Origin of the sequence: Stieleria mannarensis (assembly GCF_014154935.1) — a bacterium.
Classification (GTDB): domain Bacteria; phylum Planctomycetota; class Planctomycetia; order Pirellulales; family Pirellulaceae; genus Stieleria; species Stieleria mannarensis.
This window is the reverse complement of the sequence record NZ_JACEHH010000010.1, coordinates 115,041-137,889: the sequence shown is the minus strand read 5'-3', so window position 1 is coordinate 137,889 and position 22,849 is coordinate 115,041. Positions and strand designations below refer to the sequence as shown.

General features: G+C 60.9%; 15 protein-coding genes. 3 read left to right on the top strand and 12 right to left on the bottom strand.

All coding sequences use genetic code 11. The annotated features are described in order from the left end of the window. Positions 1-5 precede the first annotated feature (5 nt). The 4 genes from H1B37_RS09235 to H1B37_RS09220 all read right to left on the bottom strand — a co-directional run bounded on the left by H1B37_RS09235 (position 6) and on the right by H1B37_RS09220 (position 4,279). On the bottom strand, positions 6-1,520 hold the full coding sequence (locus H1B37_RS09235) for an aKG-HExxH-type peptide beta-hydroxylase (RefSeq protein WP_182866353.1): 1,515 nt from the start codon (positions 1,518-1,520) through the stop codon (positions 6-8). Positions 1,521-1,736: 216 nt separating this feature from the next. Further along, a complete protein-coding gene (locus tag H1B37_RS09230) occupies positions 1,737-1,913 on the bottom strand; it encodes a hypothetical protein (RefSeq protein ID WP_182866352.1) in 177 nt (58 codons plus the stop codon). A 317-nt stretch (positions 1,914-2,230) separates the two neighbouring features. Then, positions 2,231-3,283, bottom strand: a complete 1,053-nt coding sequence (locus H1B37_RS09225; protein WP_182866351.1) for a c-type cytochrome domain-containing protein — start codon at positions 3,281-3,283, stop codon at positions 2,231-2,233. 303 nt (positions 3,284-3,586) lie between these two features. Beyond that, complete coding sequence (locus H1B37_RS09220) at positions 3,587-4,279, bottom strand: hypothetical protein (protein WP_182866350.1); 693 nt, start codon at positions 4,277-4,279, stop codon at positions 3,587-3,589. A gap of 171 nt (positions 4,280-4,450) precedes the next feature. Here H1B37_RS09220 and H1B37_RS09215 point away from each other — a divergent pair, with 171 nt between their 5' ends. Both H1B37_RS09215 and queC read left to right on the top strand, forming a co-directional pair. After that, positions 4,451-5,413, top strand: a complete 963-nt coding sequence (locus tag H1B37_RS09215; protein WP_182866349.1) for a 3'-5' exoribonuclease YhaM family protein — start codon at positions 4,451-4,453, stop codon at positions 5,411-5,413. Then, on the top strand, positions 5,410-6,099 hold the full coding sequence (gene queC, locus H1B37_RS09210) for a 7-cyano-7-deazaguanine synthase QueC (protein WP_353620809.1): 690 nt from the start codon (positions 5,410-5,412) through the stop codon (positions 6,097-6,099). Before H1B37_RS09215 ends, queC begins: the two co-directional genes overlap by 4 nt. 232 nt (positions 6,100-6,331) lie before the next feature. On the opposite strand, the gene H1B37_RS09205 is transcribed toward queC, so the two are convergent. The 7 genes from H1B37_RS09205 to H1B37_RS09175 form a co-directional block, all read right to left on the bottom strand. Beyond that, positions 6,332-8,542 carry a hypothetical protein gene (locus H1B37_RS09205; RefSeq protein ID WP_182866347.1) on the bottom strand — a complete coding sequence of 737 codons (2,211 nt, stop codon included), beginning with the start codon at positions 8,540-8,542 and terminating at the stop codon, positions 6,332-6,334. Then, positions 8,532-9,590: a prenyltransferase/squalene oxidase repeat-containing protein gene (locus H1B37_RS09200; protein WP_286177555.1), complete on the bottom strand. Its 1,059-nt coding sequence runs from the start codon at positions 9,588-9,590 to the stop codon at positions 8,532-8,534. Before H1B37_RS09200 ends, H1B37_RS09205 begins: the two co-directional genes overlap by 11 nt. A 260-nt stretch (positions 9,591-9,850) precedes the next feature. After that, positions 9,851-13,048 (bottom strand): hypothetical protein, encoded by a 3,198-nt coding sequence (locus tag H1B37_RS09195; protein WP_182866346.1) that lies wholly within the window; start codon positions 13,046-13,048, stop codon positions 9,851-9,853. Between the two features lie 106 nt (positions 13,049-13,154). Further along, positions 13,155-15,353 carry a hypothetical protein gene (locus H1B37_RS09190; RefSeq protein WP_182866345.1) on the bottom strand — a complete coding sequence of 733 codons (2,199 nt, stop codon included), beginning with the start codon at positions 15,351-15,353 and terminating at the stop codon, positions 13,155-13,157. Further along, entirely contained in the window at positions 15,305-17,311 is a 2,007-nt protein-coding gene (locus H1B37_RS09185; protein WP_182866344.1) for a BatA domain-containing protein, read from the bottom strand. Before H1B37_RS09185 ends, H1B37_RS09190 begins: the two co-directional genes overlap by 49 nt. Beyond that, on the bottom strand, positions 17,308-18,219 hold the full coding sequence (locus H1B37_RS09180; protein ID WP_182866343.1) for a DUF58 domain-containing protein: 912 nt from the start codon (positions 18,217-18,219) through the stop codon (positions 17,308-17,310). Before H1B37_RS09180 ends, H1B37_RS09185 begins: the two co-directional genes overlap by 4 nt. A gap of 164 nt (positions 18,220-18,383) precedes the next feature. After that, positions 18,384-19,433 carry an AAA family ATPase gene (locus H1B37_RS09175; protein ID WP_182866342.1) on the bottom strand — a complete coding sequence of 350 codons (1,050 nt, stop codon included), beginning with the start codon at positions 19,431-19,433 and terminating at the stop codon, positions 18,384-18,386. Positions 19,434-19,952: 519 nt separating this feature from the next. Here H1B37_RS09175 and H1B37_RS09170 point away from each other — a divergent pair. After that, entirely contained in the window at positions 19,953-20,651 is a 699-nt protein-coding gene (locus H1B37_RS09170; RefSeq protein ID WP_182866341.1) for an outer membrane protein, read from the top strand. Between the two features lie 94 nt (positions 20,652-20,745). Here H1B37_RS09170 and H1B37_RS09165 read toward each other — a convergent pair whose 3' ends face one another. Next, the gene (locus H1B37_RS09165; RefSeq protein WP_182866340.1) at positions 20,746-22,764 is read right to left on the bottom strand and encodes an arylsulfatase; all 2,019 of its coding nucleotides are present in this window, start codon (positions 22,762-22,764) and stop codon (positions 20,746-20,748) included. Between the last annotated feature and the right edge of the window lie 85 nt (positions 22,765-22,849).

The window sequence follows — 22,849 nt, the reverse complement described above, 5'->3', positions numbered from 1 at the left end:
AGAGGTCAAATCAAGATCGCCATCGCCGAAGCGAAATCAACGACTTGCTCGAAGTGATCTTTGACGACTTGCTCCGTGCGTCGGTTGACGTCGTATTGGCAGATGTGGCTGGTCAATTCGTCTTTGGCACGTATCGCTTGACCGGTGTCGTTGAGGCTGAACCCAAATCCCGCTTGTGGATCAAAATGAACCATCGGCGTGTCGTCATCAATGCCAAGGGACTTTGCAACGACCAGACCGCGCCGCAATGACTCGCCGACCGCTTCGCAGATGACGCGCCCCTTGGTGGTGAAGTTTCCCCAGCAAAGCAATTGCGCAAGTGTGGTTTGCAACTGAAACCCTAGTTTTGCGACACGTGATTTCGCATACGCCTGATCGATCCCGGTCAACTGGCCCGATTCAAGGGCGGCAATCCAAAACCCATGCACTCGCTGAAACACGAACGCGGCGTGGAACAGCCCATAGATCGGTCTCGGATCCTCACGCCAGGGGGAGTAGAACGTCGTCGGGCGAGCCTGATCGGAATCGTCGCTGAGGAACGCAAACTTTTCCTCCAGTGCGAACAAACGATTATGATAAAACTCGTGAATCAAATCGTCCGCCAGCATCATCGCGTTTCCCGCTGCCGTAAAGATCGATGCACCGGGAAGACGTGAGCAACTGGTGTTAAAGACGCCGCCGGCGCCGGATGGTTTGAATGCGATCACACGCATGTAGCTCCCGATTTGGCGATACGTTTCAGGGTCAAAGGCACGGATCAATTCGAGAGTGTGCTCTAAAACCGGTACAACGTTAGATTGGTCTTCGACCGACGCCGAGGCAACCGAACGAATATCTTTAAGACCGGGCACGTTGAACGCATGAGGCTGCAACGTGATGGCACCGTCTCCGCAGACGACCCGGGGGGCAACATGAAGCGTCGTTTCCCCGGTCGTCGATAGGGACCGCTCCCCCATCGGACACTTCACGTGGTCACCATCGACGAGCAAGCCCAACGCGCCGTCGGCGTGCACACCGCACAATTGGACCTGGCGTGCCGGATTCGAAATCGAATAGTCCGTTCCTGGCAAGACATCGGGGGTGTGGAGCGGTGTCGGGCTGAACGAAACCGCCTCTTCGCGGTGCAACGCCAGCGCCGCGACAAACAAGTTGAATTGGTTCAAGTGGTACGCCAAGCCGACGTCGGAATCGGCGATCCGAAGCCCTTGCAGATACTCCGCGGTTCCGTTGGAAATCGTCGCTCCCCGATGAACCGCTGCCACCAAATCGAACGCGACCCGCGCCCAGTGATAGGCTCGCGGATGACAAAAGACTTCCTCAAAGGGATTCTTTGCCGCCTGTTCGCACCAATCCAGCAAGTGCAAAAACTCCACCTCACGATCGGTTCGCTCGGCAGCGCTTTCGAACAACTTTCTCAGCGCCATCAGCACGCCCACCGTCTTCTCGTGCTTCCACCGCAGCACGGACTCATCGTTCCATAGCAGCCCGCTGACGGCTTCGGATTCGGTTTGAACAGCCATGGTCGGTTCGCTCGCTTCCCTGCCCTTCTCTGCAACAACACTGCGTTCTCGCGCGACAACGTGCGACGCGAGATCGCTCAATCAAAATCGAACCTTGGTGGTCCGTCCGCAGCTTGGATGTCCGGGTAGTGGACGAGGCGACGAGTCCTTTCGGATTGCCGGCGGTAAGGACTCCTCGCGTCGTCCACTACCGTTTACCCGGGTTCGCGGCGTGCTTTAGTTTTCGATGCTCGCTGCGTTTCCGGTATTCCCTTTTCCGGTGCCCGATGCGGAGAAATCCTGTGGGAAGGTTTTGCTTCCGTTCCGCTCAGTCGCCGGTTTGTCGAGCGCTTCAAAGATTTGGTCGACTTGGTTTTGTGTATCGACACTGTTGCGGATGTCTTCGCGATCCATTCCCTTTTCCATGGAACTATTCTCCTGCCGATGGAAAATAAACCATGCCGACGCCTCGGCACGAGCGTCGACACGAACGAGATCCCCGAAATGAGGTGCGGTTTGGCCGCTCGGCCAACTTGTCACGACGGGAACTCATTGCGTGGCAATCTGAATCCCCCCCTTAAACCGAATCGCCGCAAGACTGTAAAGAGCAATTTGCGCACGCCTGTCCGCTTGACCGGCGAGAGCAGCTTTGGCAAGGCATCGCCCGCGTGGTTGAATTGCCCGCGTGGTTGAATTGCCGAGCGGGAACGATGCGGACCGACGTGGAGGCGTCAGTTCGACGACGCCTGCGCGACGGTGCCGGCGACGACTTCATCATCGGCCAGCGCCGCGGGTTCCTCCGCGAATTCGACGTCGGTCGGTTGGCCTTCGGTGCCCAACAGAATCCGAAATGCCTTGGGATAAAAATCCTTGCCATAGGTCATCTCGCCGCCCTGGTGTCCGACCGCCCCGACCATGCCCGCGACGACCAGTAAACCGACTTTCCAGGTCCGTTCCAACTTGATGTTCTTCGTGGCCAAAGCTCGCAGCGCGATCAGCGCCAACACCACCGAGGTGACCGTCACGATCACGCCGCTCCAACGATGCCAGAACACTTCGCTGTCCATGTCGACCTTGGTCCACGAACCGTAGCCTTTCTCCATCGCGAACGACCATCCCATCGCGGTCGATGCGATCGCCATCAACGCCCCCAACAACAGACACGCCAACGGGACCTGCTGGCCCAAGCTGGGCCATTTCCAACCCAACACGACGAACATTGCCCCGAACAACAACAGCGCGATCGGGAAATGGACGGTGGCCGGATGCAAGAACCCTTGGAACGCCCAGACGCGATCCAGCAGTGACTTGGGCGCCACGACCACCGGTTCGGCCGCCGCTTCCTCGGCCCCCTGCTCTGACACAGGGTCGACCACCGCGTCCTCGGGCCAGTGAGCGCCTTCATCGATCCAAACCCGAACCACCGCCAACTCTTGCGGTGACAGCGGGCCGCCTTTGGACGGAGGCGGCATCAGCATGTCGGGATCATCCGACAGCATGTAGTCGGCCAACACCGTGCTGTACTCGGCGTCCTCGGGTTCGACGTACGACAAAAACGTCTCGGCGTCGTCGACACGAAAGTCGCCCTTGGCTTCCTGCTCGTTGTGACACTCCAAACAACGCACCCGCAGAATGGGAACGACGTCGCGTTGGAAATCGACGATCCGCCCCTCGTCATCCACGGCGGTTCGCTCCTGGGCCTTCAGTGACGCCCCGCTGACCAAGATTGCCACCGTGCACGCGGCGAGAACAAAGCGGTACGGGCAACGCAAGAAAATGGACATCGCGTGAGTTTCTCCAAAACGAGAACGGCACCGAACGCCTGGGCAATCGTCAGAACAGCCGCGTCCTGATCGCAGCTCGCGATACAAGCGGGCGTTCAATTTCCGACGGCTTGAGGATACAGCGGCGAAACAGTGGTCGTTGCCTGATAAAACGGCTGGTGGGGGGGAAGGTGGGACCGGCCGGGCCGACCGGTGCGTCCAATGGTGCCGGGTGCGACAATGTTGAACACCCCACCATTATGACAGATCGAGGCCCCAGTTCAATCACAAGTTGCGGATCAACGAAATGCGTCCGAAAGTCAATCAGACCGTCAATCCGCTGAAGGCGCTGCCGATGCCGAGTGACTGGATCTCCTTTTTGACGGCAGCTTTGTCGGGATTTTCCAGCGTTTCGACCACTTCGTCGGCCAGCAATTGGGCGAACGCGGCTTTGGCTTCTAATTTCAACTGCTGCAGTTTGACCTGGTCCAATTTCACCGCGCAGGCCTTTTCGACCTCGGCGGCGATTTCATCCAAGCTGGCTTTGGGATGGATCGTGCTGGTCCACAGCACGCTGTACAACGGTCGGCTGGGGTCTTGGTGCTGCATCCGTTCCAACGCCCGCCACGCCCGTTCGAGCAAGCAATCTCGCCACATCACCAGCCATCCCTTGGGATCCAGGGTCACCCCCGAGTCGTTTTGCTGGTCCGCCGACGTCTCCCCGCGTTCGGTCAGCCGGGCCTTGGCACAGGATTTGACCGCCCGCGCCAGAAAGTCTCTCAATCGCCCCTTGCGGTGTTCGCCGAATCCGGCCGAAACCAAGTGGGTCAGCAAAATCCGCAGCGCCTGGTCCGCCTCCTCGGTCGACCCCATCACGGCGGTCAACTGTTTTCGCATCGGTGACAAGTAGCGCAACACAAACCCCGCCGCACTCTCGGCTTCGGTCCACGAATGCGACGACCGAACCAAGTTGACCGAGGAACGTGTTCTGCCGGAAGAAGAGATCTGAGTCGACATGGGGCCTAGTATAACATTCCGCCACCATAAACGAAGCACTTTGCGAGAATTCGTACCGTTGGGGGAGTGCGGCATCACCGATCCACCGCCATCACACCTTGCCAGCGACGCCCATCGCACGCATCCTTTGCATCATCTCATCACTTTCTGCCCCGCCAAAGGGAATCTGCCGTGCCTCGAACGCTTGTCACCGACCTGTCCGACGGCCAATCTCTCGACCAGCCCTTTCGCTTGGCCGACAAACAAATCCGCGTCAATCGCCAAGGCGGCAAGTACCTGCTGCTGAAGTTGGCCGACCGCAGCGGTACGATCGTCGCGATGATGTGGAACGCCGACGATTCGGACTACGAAGAGATCCACCGCGGCGGCTATGTGCATTGCGTCGGCCGCACCCAAGTCCACCAGGGTGCGTTGCAAATCATCCTGACCGCGATCGACGACTTGGCCGACACCGAGGTCGACCCCGGCGACTTTGACCAGTTCGATGCCGCCGCATCCGACAAAGCCATGGCGACCCTCCGCGAGCTGGTCGGCAACCTGCGCAACGTTCACCTACGCGGACTCGGAAACACGTTCCTGGCCGACGACGACTTTGTCGCCCGACTCCGCCTGGCCACCGCAGCGGTTTCCAACCACCACGCCTACCCCGGCGGGCTGCTGCGGCACACCGTGGACTTGATGGAAATCTGTCAGTTCCTGGGTCCCCGATACCCCGGCGTGGACACCGAACTGTTGATGTTCGGCGCCTTCCTGCATGACCTGGGCAAGATCGAAGAGATCTCCGCCAGCGGCGAACTCAGCTACACCGACCGCGGCCAACTGGTCGGGCACGTCGTGATCGGCGTGCAAATGCTGGGCGATGCGATCAGCCGTTACGAAGACGACGCCGAGGCGACGTTCCCCGACGAGCTGCGTTTGCAACTGGAACACCTGATCGTTTCCCACCACGGCCAACTGGAATTCGGCAGCCCACGCCTGCCGGCCACCCTGGAAGCGATCGCGTTGCATCACATCGACAACCTGGACGCCAAAATCACTTCCTTTACCAGCCTGATCGAATCGGACATGACCAACAGCGAACACTGGACGGTCTACCATCCGTCGATCGGGCGCAAGCTGTGGAAAAAGCAGTGACCGAAAAACGCCCCCCCGCTGTCGTCCTGCTCTCCGGCGGACTCGACAGCGCCACCTGCATGGCGATCGCCCGCGAGCAAAACTATGCCATCCATGCGCTCAGCTTTCGCTACGGCCAACGTCACGAATACGAACTCGATCGCGCCGTCGCCCTGGCAAAACACTTCGATGCCGTCGCACACCGAATCGTCGAAATCAATCTGTCCCAGTTCGGCGGTTCGGCGTTGACCGATCAGTCGATCGTCGTTCCCAAATCCGACTCGGTCGAACAAATCGGCGACGCGATTCCGGTGACCTATGTCCCGGCGCGGAACACCGTGTTTCTGTCCCTGGCGTTGGCCTTGGCCGAAACCATCGGCTCGGTCGATCTGTTCATCGGCGTCAACTCACTCGATTACAGCGGCTATCCCGATTGCCGACCGGAGTACATCGCCGCGTTCGAAGCGATGGCCAACCTGGCGACCCAAAGCGGCACCAGCGGCCGAAAACTGACGATCCACACGCCGCTGATCGATCTGACCAAAGCCGAAATCATTCAAACCGGACTCCGGCTGGACGTCGACTATTCGATGACCCTGTCCTGCTATGATCCCGGCCCCGGCGGAAAACCCTGCGGCCACTGCGACGCCTGCCTGCTGCGGCAAAAGGGTTTCAACGAAAACAACCTGCAAGACCCCGCCGGGTGAGAGGTCGTGCGTCTTTTAACTTCCTCTCTATCAGACGTTCACGCCTTCACCCTTCCTCTGGGAGGGTCGAAGGGGAGTGAGCGACAACGCGGGGAGGGCTTGCCGAGGTTCGGAGGCACTCAAACACCACCAATCGCCCCTCCCCTCGCTTCGCTCGCCCCTCCCTGCCAGGGAGGGTTAAATCCCAAGAGCCGAACAACCTCGAAAGGCAAAAGCACGACGTCGCACCCTCTCACTGGAACGTCTTCGGCTGCTTCACCGGCACCAGCTCCCACCGTTCTTGCCGCGACGTTTCTCGGGGTCCAAAACTCAGACGCTGCAACAAATCGACGGGGATCCGGCAGTCCCCGAATGATTGATGGGCCCCCTGCAAGACGTACCCGTCAAAGGTTGCCGTCTGCAGCCCCAACCGCGCCCCGTCGCGGGTGGTGATCACGTAACGACACGACGGCGTTTCCTTCTCCGCGCCGTTCTCCGCTTGCCCCAACCAAATCACCGCCGCCACGCCGGTACGATCGATCCGACGGGTTCGGTCACGGACTTCGATCCGCACGTCCTGTTGGTCCAGCGACAACAACCGGCCTCGCAGCGCATCGCCGTCCGGAGACACCAACAAATGCGTCGGCGGCGAATCAACCATTCGCCTGGGCAGGCTCGTGAGCCACGGCAAATCCGTCGGTTCCACCTTCACCGCCGGCCCCGTTTCGACGCGACTGACATCCACCAGCGGCACTCGGATTTCGTTACACACCACACTTCGAAATCGGACCCCATCGCTTTGAATCGAGATCAACTCGCCGGGCAGCTGATCTCCGCCGACAAGCGTCAATAGTCCGTGGTCACGTTCCGACGCCGATTCGACATCCGCGTTCACATCAGAGGGCGATGCAAAGAGAATCGTGACACCGTCGTCTGCCGTGATTGGGACATCGTTTTCGGCCAACGCCGCCCGCCACCCGAATGTCGTCCCGGTGCCCGATCCGTCCAACAGCCGCCCCCACAACCGAATCCCATCGGCCCGCAACTCGGACGCATCACCGGCCGGCGCGGTGTCGTCGTCGGCGCGTCCGACACAGCGCACCACCGACGGCGGTGCAACGACCAAACGGACGCCCGTCGAATCACGCAACACGATCGCCCCGGCGGTGTCGCGTCCTTGGACCTCGCCCCGCAATCGGCAACCATCACGCAAAACCAATTCACACCCGACCGCCGCAACGGTCTCCCCACCGAACTCCACCCAAGCAAGATCCTGGATCGGATACCAAGCGTCACCGACACGAATCCGATCAGCGTCCCCTTGCCGGGCGACTTGCTCGACGATCGATCCATCATGCAGCAACGTGTATCGATCTGGCAGCAAACGCGACTCGGGAACGCGGCCGTCCCACTGCAACAATTCCAACTGAGTCACCTGGACCGGAGCGCCACGGTTGATCAAGGTCAACTCGCGACGCAACACGGGTTGGTCATCGACCAGCGACACCTCGCCACGTTTGACGCCCTCGTGATAAGCCAGCAAGCGACCCGATGTTTGGTCGGCATACAGGTCCAGCGTCAACCGATCGATCGCATCGGTCAGGTCAAACACCGCGGCATCGGAAACACTGGCATTGCTGCGGACCAACGAGACGCTGTTGTCGAACCACTCGATGCGGGTGACCAGTGTTTCGGTCGGCAATCGTGAAAGCGATCCACCGCGTCGATCGATCCGACCACCACCCTGCCCTGCCCCGCCGGTCGAACGATCACCGAGGATCAATTCAAAATCAGGCGTCCCCTGACACGTCACATCGATTCGAATTCGAAATCGATCGGGCAGATCCAGATCGGCAACCGTCGCCGTCTGGGCGGTCGCCCCGAACAAACCTTGGTCGTTAAATTCCCAACCGGCTTCGCGGCGATACCGAAACCGTGAATCGGCGAGCGAAGCAATCGGGCGCGGCATCTTGTTGACGTCCATGATGCGGACCACGCGTTCGCTTCCGAACGACACACGACCGACAGACTCGGTTTCAAGTGTGATCACGTCGTCTTGCCAGGTAACCACCTCTCCGACATACCGACTGCGGTCGTTCAATTCGAAGGCAACCCTCGTTGCCCCTGCATCGTCGGTGGAATCGGCTGCGACGTCGGGTTCGGCGGACGGACGACGAGCTTCCAACAGATGATCGGTCGACACGACGATCGGCTGGGTGAACCGCGGGTTGTTGATCTGGACCGTCCCCTCCGCCTCTGCCGCCGACAGGGTGCCTTCGACCGTGCTCCCGTCCGCCATCAAAAAACGCATCGTCGGTTCGTCGGCGCGACAGAGAACGGCACAGCAAATCGAGAGTAAAGCGATGATGCCGACGGATCGTTGTCGCGGCCGGGCAAAGCTCCATCGCTCCCAAGCCGGATGGCTCAAACCGGCGGGCGCAGCCTCTTGCAGTTTATCGTTCATAGATCGGTAGAAATCGGTAGTTCAATGCGATCGCCAGCAGGGACATCGAGGTGCTATTGGTCACTCCGAGGTCCCCGTCAAAACTTCCGTCAGGCTTTTGTTCGCGTTTGAGTTGTTGCACCAGTCGATCGTTCCACTGTTTCCAGACCGCGACGTCGGATTGAAAGTAGGCCTGGGCTTGATAGTAGCGTGCGTATTCGGGCCAGGTCGGTTGGGCATCGCGATTGCCGACGATGTACCGCAGTGTCGATTGATAGGCCGGCACATCCTTTCGTCGGGCGATGGCGAGCACCAGGTTGACGATGCTGCTGCGGGCGACCGACTCGCCGCCGCCTTCGCTGGCGCTGGCATAGCCGACCGTGCCGTCCTGGGCGGTCATGCTGACGAAGTAGTCGATGGCTTTGTCGATCGATTCATCCGGCACCTCGATCCCCGCGTTGCGAGCCGCCAACAATCCCATCACGACGGCGCCGGAGACGGACGTGTCGGCGTCGCTGGCATTGGGTGCGTACCGCCATCCGCCCCTGCGATTGTTCTTTTGTGCCGTCAACGCCGCGCGAACCGCCAACTCGGTCGCCTCGGCCAGACTGCGCCGGGCGTCCGATTCGTCGGCCGCATACAGGTCCGAATCGTCCACCACCCCATAGGCCTCGCACAAGGCCAACATGCCGAATCCGTGGTGGTACATGCTGGGCGAAATGTACCCGGTCACCGCCGACTGGCCGGCGATGATGTGCCGCAACCCTTTGCGGATCACGTCGCGATGGGGACCAAAGTTGGGGTCTTCACCGGACGCCAAGAACGCCAACACGGCCAACCCCGTCGTTCCCGGCCCGGTGCCCTCCCCCGCCGGCCACGTGCCCCGTTCATTTTGAGTCTGACGCAAAAAGCCCAACCCCTTGGCATAGATCTCATGCACGTCCCGCGAAACCGTCTCGCCGATGTTGGCCGACGATGAATCCACCGCCGTCACCGCAGGTGTCTGGGCGTTGGCGGAATTCGCCAGCAACACCGTCGCTGCGCAAACCAGACACCGCAAGGCTCGCAACGTAGCTACGCTCGCCAGAGCGTGGAAAGCTCGGGGGATCCACCTTCTGGCGAAGGTAGCTACGTTTGCCAGGCATTGGGGTCTACACAAGTCGGCGAGGCATCGAAGACAGGGCCCCCTCATCCCCAGCCCTTCTCCCCCGCAAAGCCGGGGGAGAAGGGAGCCATGGTGCTTTGTGTCGCATCCGTCCTCTGGTCGCAATGAATCGCGGGTCGGTCGTCCCCGCAGGTTGCTTGCTCGCGTCCGAACCATCCAACCGCTCATTGTCCCGCCTCCCCGTTCGCCGCACTGCGGCGTTGTTCCAAGCGGTCGAAATACAGATCCAATCCTGCCCGCCAGCGTTCGGGGACTTCGCGGCGGTCGCGTCCGAGTGACAACGCAGTTTTCGTTTGGCGCGTGACGGCGAGTTGATTCAGCCCTTCGCCCAGCAGCGCGATCGCCGCCTGATCGGTCTCACCGCCCTGCCCTCCCCCGGCGCTTCCTCCGCCACCGCCGCCGCCTTCGGGGCTGACCTTGTTGCTCCGCAGCAACAATTCGATCGCCTCGGTTTGCGCCGCCACGGCGACCGGACCGGTTTCCGGCGTGACCAACGTCTTCGATGCGTCGGCCATCGCGGCACTGGCCAACGACAACACCTCGATCTCTTCACCAAAATTCAACGCCCCGTCGGGCAGTGCTTCGATCGTGTCCACGACGGCATCCAATCGGTCACGCACCACATCCTGTGATTCACTCAATCGAATCGCTTCGCTGACATAATCCGCCCGCGCCATCGCCTCGCGTCCCTGCTCGGCGACCCGAGTCTGTTCGCGCAAGGTCACTTCGGCCTGCAAGACCCGCAACACTTCCACAACCAATGCCGGCGAGAGTGACTTTTTGTTTTGCGGTCCCGATTCGGCTTGCTCCGATCCCGGGTCCACCAGGTCGTCAGCCCAGCGGTCCAAGTTGTCCGCCCAGAATTCGGCCACGCTGATCGAAACGCCAGGCCGCCGCACGACACGGTCTTTTAGCGCATACAATTGTTCCAACACCCGCGCCTCGTTCATCTCATCCAACACCGATTGAAAGTGCTTGATCTCGCGTCGCTCGCAAAACGCTTCCAAGTCGTCCAGCACCGTTCGGACCCGCGACGCAGATTCAATTGCGTCGGCAACGACCGATTCCGAACGATCGCCGTTGGCTTCGGCAGAGCCGCCAAAGGTGGATTCGATTCCGCGCCCCAACTGCATCGCGATCCGTTCTTGCAACCGGCTGACCGACTTCAAGCGTTTGACCAGCGTGCTGCCTTCCATGTTTCCCATCAACTCCTTCAACTCTTCGGCGACCGCATCAAACTCCGCGACCAGATCGGTTTGATCTTCGATCGCGATCTGCAACGCGTCTTCCTCGGCGTCCTCGGTTTCCTTTTCTTCCGACCGCTTGGAAGTGTCGATGATCGTCGTCCCCGCCAATCCGATTTGCGGTGTGGATTCTTCGTCACCGTTCTGTGAGGACTCCTCCGCCGTTTTGTCACCCGTCGGTTCGTCCAGCGTCCCCTGTGAACTTTCCTGACCGGCCAGTTCCGCGAACTTGGAATCTTCGTCGTCCTGCTTGGAAGCTTTTTCCAGCAGCTCGGCGACACGAGGCATCCGCTGGTCGGACAAGTCCTGCAGTGTCTTGATCGTCGCGGCGAGTTTTTCGACATAGTCCACCGCGACTTCCTCGTTGCCGGCCGCTTGCCGCAATAGCGTTTCCCCCTCGGTGGTCAGCGATTCCAATTGGCGACCGTTGAAGGCTTCGGCCCGGGCCTGTTCGGCCACCGCGGCACGCCACTGGTCATCACGCTCGGCGGCGGCGACCTGAGCCAGTTCGCGGTTGCGTGAGAACAGATTCAGTTCTCGATCGCGAACATCCATCGCCGATTGACGCCAACGCGCGAATTGTCCGGCGATCCAAACGGCATGCTCGTCGGCGGTCAGAACATTGATCGCGACCGGATCGGAATACACACGTTCGCGCCCCGGAAAATCGTCTTCGGCCCAAAATCGCACACGGACTTCGCCCGGCGGGGCGTCCAGTGACGTCGCCTGAAACACAGCCGCAAAGGAACCGGAATCGTCGCCGGATCCCAAGACCCGTTCTCCCGAGTCGGCATCGTCGTCGCCAGAGTCGCTGACCCATTGCATGCCGACCCGACGAATCCCAAAGTCATCGCGTGCGGTCACGGTGAACTGCAACGCTTGGCTGTCCAGCACGCGTGGCGGAATCCCATCGTTGTCGACCATCAACGTCGGACGCTGATCCGCAACGCGCTCTGCCGCGACCACCATCGGCTCGCCCGCCGTCAGCCCGTCTTGATCGGTCCAGTCCAACCGGATGTTTTCAGCGCTGGCCCCGAATTCCGCGATGAACCGGTTTTCCTGGACCTCCACCGACACCCCGTCGACCGACGCGGACGCCAGGGCCGACGAGACGGTCAAATGAAGCGTCGCCGCGGCACCCTCGACGATTCGGATCACACCGTCACTATATTCGGTCTGCACCGTCCCCCCGTCGCTGCGGTGGGAAAGATAATCCGGCAACCGAACCGTCGCGACGACGTCCGTCAATTCAGGCCGCAGCTTGGGGACCAAGCGGACTTGCCCCCTGGCATCCCCGATCCTCAGCTCGGCCGACACCGGCTCGAACAATCGCGGAAGCAAGAATGCATAGCGCGGCGTGACGGAATCGTCGGAGTGAATCAACCGGGCCATGACTGGCCGGTCACCGATCCAAAGCGTCGCGTCACCCGGAACCCAACGGCTGTCGGGATCCAATGCCACCGTCCAATCCGACGGCTCGTCGCGCGGCACGATCTTTTCTTCCGGCAGCGGTGGCAATCTCACGAACGTCAACCGCTGGATCGTCGCCAATGGCGCACCCAATCGCGACGCCGTGTTCCAGACCAACGCGGGAGCAAACGCAAGTACCAAGACGGCAGGCGCAAGCAGCGCCATCAATCCGCGAACCATCACGCCCGCACGTGACTCGGGTAACGCCTGATGAAAGTCTTTCGCTGCGGCTTCATCGGCCACCTGCTCGAGCGCCGCGACGCACAACGTCACCGAACGAGCCTGCTCCGATTCACAATCCGCCAACTCCAATGCACCGACCAAGTGATCGCCGTACACGGGGTCCCGTCGCCGAATCACAGCCGCAACTCCCAGCGGTGATCGACAATCCCAGACCGCCCGCCACAGACTCACCAATGCGATCCCAAACGCAGTGACAATCACGGCCAGCAAGATCAATCGAATCGCCGGCGGTGTCTCGATGAATCGATCGACAACCAGCAACACCCAGAACACCAGCGTGGCGATCAGGAAACATCGGAACGCGTGGTCCCGAGTAACCTGCCACAACAGCGCTCGCCGAAACGCAGCCAGCTTGCCGAGCAAACGCTCGGGGATCGCGATGTGATGCGGCTGGGGGTGGGACATGGGAGTTGGGAGTTGGGAGTTGGGAGTTGGGAGCTGGGAGTTGGGAGTTGGGAGTAAGAAGAACTGAAAACTGAAAACGGACGCCTGACGACTGACGACTTAACTCTCAAACCGCTCCGGCCCATTTCCTGGCGATCCAAAACAGGGTCAACCCGGCGATCATCGCGGACAACACGGCGGGATGATTCCACCACTGGATCCGGCGAGTCGTCGAGGGGTCCGGTGGCAGACGGTTGAGTCGGTCGACGAGTTTTGGGATTTGGTTGGACGTGAACGTTTGGCCGCGGCCGACCCGGGCGACTTCACGCATTATATCCCAGCGTGCCGGTCGCCCCAGTTGCTCCCCTGCCCTGCCCCCGACCGCGATCCGGGCGGTGACGGTGGACGCTTCGCTGGGGTGACGGAGTGTGGCGGTGTAGACGCCGGACTGGTCCACCTGGGTCTGCGCGACGAACACACCCCACTGCGAATCCTGTCGTTCCAGCTTGACCGATTCGCTGCCGCCGGCCGGCGAAACCAATTCGACGGTCGCCACGTCGGCTTGCGACGGCGCGCCGTTGCTGGTCATCACGCTGGCCCGCAACGTCACGGTTTCGCCAAGCTGTGGCTGGTCGGGTCGATACGACAGCCGCATCGTTTGGCCAACCGCCATGTTGCGTTGATATGCCATCCAACGGATCACTTGGCCCCAGAACCGATAGTGATACTTGTCTTCGACTCCCATCCGCCAACGCCACGCGGCATCGCTGCCCATGAACAAGACCTTGCCGGCGCCGGCCGGTCGCGTGACCAACAACGGCACACGTCCGTATTGATTGCTCGATTCGGCATGGACCGCCAACACCTCGCTGCCCGCCTTGGCACGTGTCACCGCCGCGTGCCAGTAGAACCCGGGCAACGATTCCCATACCGCCCAGTTGGATTGCGGATCATCATCCAGTGTCGTCAGCAAACTGCGTCGCCCTGGGCCGGTCAATGCAAACGCCCCCGGCGCGCTGTTGCCGACTCCTTGCGGCGCGGACGCATCCAACAGGACGGGAAACAGGTCGCCCAGGTCACTTGATACCAGCGACGCTTGTCGGCCCCGCATGCCGGGCATCAGAACCAAACCCACCGCTTGCTGCTCGACCAACCCACGCATCTGCGCACACTGCTGAACCGTCAATTGCCCTTCGACGACGCCGACGTCGCCCAGAAAGATCACGTCATACGAAGCCAGTTCGGCGGGATCCGCGGGCCAGGACGCCAAGTAGTCTTCGCCGCCACCGCCGACACCCGGCAACTGCGGATGAAACAGCAAACAGGAAACGTCGATCCCCGGATCACGCAACAAGGCGTTGCGCAGATACCGATACTCCCATCGCGGCTCCGCTTCGACGATCAACACACGCAGCTTCTCTTCGCGAATCTCGATCGTCTTCGTCAGTTGGTTGTTCTCCCGATTGGTTTCCGAATCCTGCACCGGCGTCTCGACGCTGATCGCAAATGTCCCCGGTTGCTCGGATTGCCACACGAACGCACCGTCAAACCGGCCGCCGCGGTCGATGGTCACCTGCTGCGAGTCGACCTGAGAACCGTCTTCGCGCAACTGCACGCTGACGTCGCGCATTTGGTCGTACCAATTTCGGATCGTCAGCGGAATTCGAACCGGTTTGCCGACGACGCCGAAGGTGGGCACGTCGGCCGAAACAAGTTCAATGTCGGGCAAGCGATCGGGGCTGCCGAGGGGGACGGTGTGGACGCGGGCCCGACCGCCGCGGCGTGCGGCCAGTTCCGCGGCCGCCTGCGCCGGTGACGGGCCACGATTAAAATCCCCGTCGGACACCAGCACAAACGCGACGGCGGATTGATGTCGCTCGGCGGCGCGATCGAGTGCGCCGCCCAAGTCGCTACCGCCGTCGTCGGCCTCGGCCACCGCAACATCCACTTTCTCAAACCGGTGGTCCAGCTGTTCCCACGCCGGATCGTTGACGATGCTGTCGGCGATCTGGTTCCGGGCGACCGCCTCGCGTTCGATCTGCACGTCCGCCGTCTGCATGCTCCCCGTGCGGTCGATCAGCACGACGACGTCACCCTTGCGGTCGGAATCGACACGGTAAGTCGTCTCGGGTTGCCACAGCAGGATGATCGCGGCGGTCACCAATCCGACACGCAGTGCTTCGACCACCGCCACCCGCACGCGTCGCCCGCTTCGTTTCCAGGCGAGCCATGCAAACCAAACCACCGCCAGGATCGACGCACCGGAAATCAGCACCATCACGATTGCCCCCGCGTCCGCGTCGGCAACGTCAACCAGGCTTCGCACAACATCCCCAGGATCATCAGCACCCAGATCGCGCCCCAGATCTCTTGCACCAGACCGCCACCGGATCCATCTTGTCGGTCGCCCAGAGTGACACGGTTCCAACGAACGTTGCCCAGTAGCGATTGAAGTTGCGATTCAGTGATCGGGTTTCGATCAGATTCCGCAACCGGGCGATTGATCGCCACCACATCGGTAGAACTTTCGGCAGAGGCCCGCACGGAAAACACCCCGGCGGCGTGCCCAAGCGGAATGGCATCGGCCGTGTCGCCTCGAACGAGCAGTGGTTCAACCAGCAGTGGTTCGACGATCGCGTCGTCGAGCGTTTGATTCTGTCCCAATTGTCGCTTCAGTCGCTGGTCATCGATCCCAGCGACGAACCCTTGATCACCGCCGACATGCAAGCGGCTGGCGCCGAGTGCTTCGGCCACCAGTCCATACAAGACCAAGCCGTCTGTGACGAACAAACTGTCACCGTCGATCACGTCGGCACCACAAAACCAAGCGGCTCCATCACCGACACGAAGCTTACCGATCCACAACTGATCTTGTCCGATCGTCGCCACGCGAACCAACTGGCCGTCGATGGAACACGACGCGGCGATCGGCAATTCCCATTGGTCGAACGTCGCCTGTTGAACGTCATCACGAGACCACTGGCCCCAACGGATCGATTGGAATTCACGCTCGCGATCGACATCCATCGGCGGAAAGAAAACGATGCTTCCGCCACTTTGCAGAAATCGCCGGGCGGCTCTTGCATCTTCGCCGACCGGTAGTGGCCCCTGCCACAACCAGCACGCCGCATCACGCAACGAATCCTCCCGGCCCGCCAGCCGACTCCCCTGCCCTGCCCCGCTTAATTCAGCGTTGGGTGTATCGACCTTCGTGCCCAACACGTCGGCGGCGACTTCCAAGGCCAGGCACGGGGACTGGGCGATCAAGCCGATGGGGCGGTCCTGATCCGCTTTGGCAACGAAAAACCAATCGTCGTCGGCGACATTCACATCCGCCGGGATTGCGACCTGACCGAATACGACACCGGCGCTCTGTGGCAACGGCACACGCACTTCGGCCAACTCGCCCCGACCGCCATCGACCTGCACATCGAAGCGGGACGTCACCCCACCGACCGTGACCCTCACCGGAATCTGGACCGCATCGTCGTCGTCGCGTTGGACGAGGATCGAAAGCATCAACTCCTGCCCTTGATCGTGGTCGACAAGACGCTGGCGGGTCACCGTGACGGACGAATTGACGCGTGGATCACTGGCGACATCCAACAAGTGCAATCGAACCCCAGGGCCCATCCCCTTTGCCGCTGCGGCGATTTGCGTCCACAGCGGAGCGTCAGCGCGCCAATCACTGGCCTGGCGATCGCTGCAGACCCAAACGTCGGCGACCGCATGATCGTTGTCGCGGATCGTCTGCATCGCGACGCGCAACATCTGGGGAATATCGGCGGCGGAGGCCGCGCCGCTTGTCACCGACGGATCCGTCAACGCATCGACGTCCGCCAACTCGACCGGTGCCAGACTCACGCTGTCGATCAGCACGACACGCTGCGTCCCAAGGGTCTGCAGGGTCTCGGACAGACGACGCAGTGCGGCCGCTTGATACGTCAACCCGGACGCGGTCCTTCGCTGCATGCTGGGGGAGCGATCCAAAACCACAATCGAAGGTGCCCCGGAAACGACTCGACTGGCCGCGATGCCGAAACGGCTGCTGGAAAGGGGGCGCGCCAGTGCGCCGACGACGGCTGCGACCACAAGTGTTCGTACCGCCAGGATCAACCAACGCCGCAACTTGGCCGGGCCGCGACGCGTTTGGCTGGCACGGCGCAAAAACATCATCGCCGCCCATGGCGCACTCGGATGCCGGCGACGGTGAATCAGATGAATCACGATCGGGATCAACACCAACGGAAGCGCCCACAGGGCACCGAGTCTCAGAAAACTCATCCCGCCGATTCTCTTGCCCGTCCCGCCAAGAACCTCATCAGCGATTCCTCGATCGGCCGGTCCAGCATCACGCGATGGTAGTCGGCCGACGTCTCGCGGCTGATCCGTTCGACCTTCTCCAAAAACTCCCGGACGGCTTCCTCATAGCCGGCAGCGATTTCGTCCGGATCCACCAGCATCGATTCTTCCCCCTCCATGTCCTCCAATCGAATCGGCCGATCCCAGTTCGGTTGCAACTCCGACGGATCCATCAAGTGGAACAGTGCGACGTCATGTTTACAAAACGCCAGATGCTCGATCGCACTCCGCAGCGCCGAGGGCTCGAACAACAGGTCGGAGATCACGACGATCAACGCTCTCTGCCGAATCATCTCCGCTAGCCGGTGCAGCGTCTGTTCCAGCGTCGTCATCCCGGCGGCTTCGATGCTCTTCAGGCGTTCAAACAACAACGAGGTTTGTCCGGCAATGCGTCGCGGCGGCAACAACTGACTGTCGGACTCACTGGCACAGATCATCCCGGCCGCGTCGCCTTGACCGATGGCGATGTAGGCGAGCGTGGATGCGATCTGGCGTGCGGCGTGCAACTTGTCACCAAACCCCATCGATCCGCTGCCGTCGACCACCAACACCAGTCGCAGGTTGGTGTCGGCTTCGAACTCCTTGACGTAATAACGATCGCTCCGCCCATAGGCTCGCCAATCCAATCGTCGCAAATCGTCGCCGGGTTGATAGCGTCGATACTCGGCGAATTCGACACTCGACCCGCGATGCGGACTTTGGTGCCGCCCCGAAACCGTCCCCAACATCGACTGCCGCGTCGTCAACGGGATCGCCGACAATCGCTCCGCGAGCACGGGATCGAAAAACGATTCCGTTGCGGTGTTGGGCTGAGATCCAGGCTGGGGCATGAGGGTGGGAAAGGGAGGGAGTTGGGAGTTGGGAGTTGGGAGCTGGGAGCTGGGAGCTGGGAGCTGGGAGCTGGGAGCTGGGAGCTGGGAGCTGGGAGCTGGGAGCTGGGAGCTGGGAGCTGGGAGCTGGGAGTACGAAAAACTTGAAACTTGAAACTTGAAACCTAGACCAACCGGGCAACAATCTCGCGCGCCGAAATCCGTTCGGCTTGCGCGGCAAAGGTGAGTACCAGGCGATGCGACAGCACGGCCGGGGCGACGGCCAGGATGTCTTCTTGGCGAACCATGTAGCTGCCGTACAGGGCCGCTCGGCTTTTGGCCCCCAGGATCAGACTTTGGACGGCGCGTGGCCCGGCGCCCCAGGCGACCAGGGGGATCAACCAGTCCGGCGCGGTGCCGCCGTCGGGACGGGTTTGACGAACCAGTTTGGCGGCGAATTCATACAGGTGATCGGGCACGGGCACGCGACGCACGACGTCTTGGTGACTCAAGATCTGCTCGACCGACAACAGCGATTCCAGCACCGGTTGGCGCTGGCCGGTCGTCATCCGCGCGATCTCGATCTCCTCCGCTTCGCTGGGATACCCCAATTCGATCAGGGACATGAACCGGTCCAGCTGAGCCTCGGGCAACGGGTACGTCCCCTCCTGCTCCACCGGGTTCTGAGTCGCCAAAACCATGAAGGGCGACGGCAAGGCGAATTCCTTGCCCAGCACCGTCACGTTGCCTTCCTGCATCGCCTCCAACAGCGCCGCCTGGGTCTTCGGCGGGGCGCGATTGATTTCATCGGCCAGCACGACGTTGGCAAAGATCGGGCCGCGGACGAATTGGAATTCACGCCGCCCCTCGGGGGTGTCCTGCAAAATGTCCGTCCCGGTGATGTCCATCGGCATCAGATCCGGCGTGAACTGGATTCGACTGAAACTCAGCGACAATGTCTCGGCAAACTTGGCCACCAGCAACGTCTTGGCTAGCCCCGGCACCCCCACCAACAACGCGTTGCGGCGGGCAAAGAAACAGATCGCCAGTTGCTCGATCGCTTCGGATTGACCGACGATCACCCGCGACAGTTCGGCGCGCAAATCCGCATACGCCTGCTGCAAGCGATCGATCGCGTTGACATCATCCCCCGAAAGATCCCCCTGCGCCGATCCTGTCGGTTCAGCGCCAGTCTGTGCTGCTTGAACCCGTGCTGCTTCAACTTGTCCAGACATAGACCTCAGACGACGATGCTTGGGGCATGAAATTCGAATCGAGCTAGTGTAACCCAAACCGTCCGGGGGCAAACCCGCAGTCCGCCCTCCATGCGGAAATCAGCCGCACCGCCGGGATGCATGCGCCGCCAGTTTTTCCGTCGTGGAAATCAGGTAAGAAGATTTTGGCGGTAAGAAAATGATGAAACGCACCAATCATACGAATTCACTAGTTTTCCTACCTCCAAAATTTTCCTACCTCACCGCTCAGCCGCCACATCCTGCCAATTCGGTGGGAATCAGGTGAGAGATGGCGGAAGCATGGGGTGCTCCCCTGCTGGCTGCCTCGCCGGCTGATGTTGGCAGACCGTAGCGATTGGTCAAACAGGTCCGGTCATTCGCGTCGCGAGGGGCATTGATCTTTTCCCCAACCGCGCCCGCGGCGCGGCCCGAAACCCCTTAGAGCGGGGAAGCTGGGATGCTTTTGACCTGCTGCTTGAATAAGTGACCGCTGTTTCCCCCAACCGAAAGGATTCGAAGATGCGTCTCGGACAGCAACTCTTCCTCGCCCTGGTGATCTCGATTGCGGGAATGAGTTCCGCCTCGGCCCAGTTGTTTGACTTCAAGGACTGCTACGTCGCGGGTTCCTTCGCCGGCGATTTCCTGACCATGGAAGGATCCGGTCGCAACACCAACGGGAACTTCGACGCGTCGGGCAAGGAGCACGAAACGAACGAAGCCTATGCGTTCTCCTACGGACGCGAATTCGATTACTGCGACTACCAGATCCGCCTGGAGTCCCAGTACATGTTCCTGGAAGATTCGCAGTTCACGCTGAATAGTTTTCCCGGACCGCCCGGCCCCTACACGTTCTTTTACCGCGGCGCGTTCACCGACCGCTTTGCCGGGCTGTCGAACCTGTGGATCGATAAACCGATCAGCGAGAACCTGGAGGTGTATGCCGGCGGAGGCATCGGCTGGTCGCACTTCGAATTCCAAGCCAATGACGGCGTCGTCTCCAGCGTCAAAGACGATGATGACATCGCCTACCAGTTCGGGATCGGGCTGACGTGCAAATTACTGTCCAACGTCGAGCTTGATTTCGGTTACCGACGCCTGGACCTGGGCAACGCCAACACCAACCTTGTGTCGAACGCCGGCGGTGCCCCGGCAGGAAACCTGAACGTCGACCTGGACTCGGATCAACTGATGCTGACCCTGCGAGTCTTCCGCCGCTAACGGCGACGGAATCGATGGCAGAAAAATAGGGGCAGAAAAATGACTGGAAAACGTTTGGCTGGGTAATCAGCGGGCAATCAGCCAGGTGACCGGATCATTTCCGCTGCCAATTCAATTCCACCGACACGTCGCCATCGGCGAGTGTCGTGACGGCAACCGGATGCATGCCTTTCTCCAGCCGAATCTCGGTTGAATAAGTCTTGCCAGGGTCGAATCCGAAATCGGCATCGATCAACGTCGCGTCATGGATCCGCGCGAACGCAGGCGAGTCGGTCGAGAGCGTGACTTGATACAGCCCGGTTTCGGGGGCGATGAAAACTCCCCGAAATCGAACGGCCCCCGAGGCATCTTTCACCGACAACTCATCCGAACGCCCCGACGCGGTCGCTTGCAAGTCGTCGACATCGGGCACATAGGGAAACGGGCCGGAGTAAACGTCGTAGACCCAACCGGATTGTCTGTCCATGTTCACCGCCGGGATCGCGACATCGTCATACGGCCGCGACGCCGACGGATTGGCCCGACGCAGCTGCAGCACCCGGTCGCGCATCTTCTGCTGTAACTTGGCGAATTCCCCCCCCGTCCCGGCCAGATCGTGCAGCTCTTTCGGATCGCTTTTCAGATCGTAGATCGCAAACGGCTGTTTGTGGTCTTGAATATCAACTCGCACGCCCTTGTACCCGTCGACGAACACGACCTGCATTTGCCGGCGCCGTTGGTTCCGTTTGGACGCTTGGAAATCGTTGTAGGTAGGTGTCTTGCCGCCATTGAAATACTCGATGTAGACCTGCCCCGGACGCTGCGTGCCGTTGCCCGTCAGCGTCGGCAATAGTGAGACGCCATCGGTTCGTGCCGGCGGTGCGATGCCACCGGCACGGGCAAACGTCGGCATCCAATCCTGGAACTGCGAGGGCCGGCGGCTGATCGATCCCGGTGCGATCTGCCCCGGCCACCAGGCCAACGTTCCGACGCGAATGCCGCCTTCCCAGACATCCCGCTTGGTGCCGTCGAAGGGACCATAGGACTGGAAAGACTGGGGTGTGTAATTGACGTTTTGGCCTTGCGCGTCTCGCAAGTACGACTCGTGGTGCGGTCCGTTGTCACAACTGAGCACCACCAGCGTGTTGTCGTCGATCTTTAGATCACGCAGCGTTTGCAACAAGTCGCCGATCGAATGATCGATCCGACGGACCATCGTCGCAAACCGCTCTTCGGCATCCGACCAGCCCTTGCCGGTGTAATCAGGGTGCCGATAGCCGTCGACGGTTCCGACCGCCGTGTTGATCATCGCCCCCGGCTTGCCGGTCCACTGCAACCCGCCGCCGAGACCATAGCCGTCGGGGAACGGGGTCGAGGGCAACTGCAGTGCCGCGTGCGGCGTGTCGTAGGCCAGGTACAAGAAAAACGGTTGCCCCGAACCGCCTTGGACATGCTTGGTGATCCAATCTTTGCTGCGGGCGGCGAACAAATCCGTCGTGTAGCACTTGGCCAACTCCTTGCTGACTTCTCGATCATTGTGCCAAACCTGCTTGGGCGTGCGATGCGATTCGCTGTCGCCCCGATCCCAATGCTCGGCGGGATAATGCACGTGCCCGTCACGGTGACGGACGTATCCATAGAACTCGTCGAACCCGCGCTTGGTGGGATAGGCGGGCCAATCGGCCGGCGTCCAGTCGTCATCCTGGCCGTTCTTTGCGCCTTGCAAACCATACTTGCCGACCAACCAGGTCTTGTAGCCGGCCGCCTTCATCACCGTGGCAAGCGTGTGGTTGTCCGCCAACGCTTTGTCGAACTGATTGTCACGCACCTCCGCATGACCTTGATGCACGCCCGTCAACAGCGACGATCGGCTGGGGGCACAAACCGGTGCCGGACAATAATGATCGCGCAACTGCATCCCTTCGGCAGCCATCCGATCCAACATCGGCGTCTGATGCCGTTTGGAATGCGCCGAATCGTTTTGAAACAAAACCCCGAAATCCCCCCAGCCCATGTCATCGAGCAAAATAAAGATCACATTGGGTCTGGACGGGGCGGCGCCGGCCCGGGAGAGGGCGGTCGAGCTGAACAGGATGACGAAAGACGCGACGAAGATGGCGAAGGAGCGAAACATCGGATGCATGGATTGAGAGACAACGGATTGGCGCAAGACGCGACAGTTTAACAGCTCTCCGGTCCGACATCATTCTGCCCCGTAT

What these genes read in the sequence shown, in the direction of transcription:
- H1B37_RS09230 (WP_182866352.1), bottom strand. Translation starts at nt 1,913, where the DNA reads ATGGATCGCGAAGACATCCGCAACAGTGTCGATACACAAAACCAAGTC.
- H1B37_RS09185 (WP_182866344.1), bottom strand. Translation starts at nt 17,311, where the DNA reads ATGAGTTTTCTGAGACTCGGTGCCCTGTGGGCGCTTCCGTTGGTGTTG.
- H1B37_RS09175 (WP_182866342.1), bottom strand. Translation starts at nt 19,433, where the DNA reads ATGTCTGGACAAGTTGAAGCAGCACGGGTTCAAGCAGCACAGACTGGC.
- H1B37_RS09170 (WP_182866341.1), top strand. Translation starts at nt 19,953, where the DNA reads ATGCGTCTCGGACAGCAACTCTTCCTCGCCCTGGTGATCTCGATTGCG.
- H1B37_RS09225 (WP_182866351.1), bottom strand. Translation starts at nt 3,283, where the DNA reads ATGTCCATTTTCTTGCGTTGCCCGTACCGCTTTGTTCTCGCCGCGTGC.
- H1B37_RS09180 (WP_182866343.1), bottom strand. Translation starts at nt 18,219, where the DNA reads ATGCCCCAGCCTGGATCTCAGCCCAACACCGCAACGGAATCGTTTTTC.
- H1B37_RS09235 (WP_182866353.1), bottom strand. Translation starts at nt 1,520, where the DNA reads ATGGCTGTTCAAACCGAATCCGAAGCCGTCAGCGGGCTGCTATGGAAC.
- H1B37_RS09195 (WP_182866346.1), bottom strand. Translation starts at nt 13,048, where the DNA reads ATGTCCCACCCCCAGCCGCATCACATCGCGATCCCCGAGCGTTTGCTC.
- H1B37_RS09205 (WP_182866347.1), bottom strand. Translation starts at nt 8,542, where the DNA reads ATGAACGATAAACTGCAAGAGGCTGCGCCCGCCGGTTTGAGCCATCCG.
- H1B37_RS09165 (WP_182866340.1), bottom strand. Translation starts at nt 22,764, where the DNA reads ATGTTTCGCTCCTTCGCCATCTTCGTCGCGTCTTTCGTCATCCTGTTC.
- H1B37_RS09220 (WP_182866350.1), bottom strand. Translation starts at nt 4,279, where the DNA reads ATGTCGACTCAGATCTCTTCTTCCGGCAGAACACGTTCCTCGGTCAAC.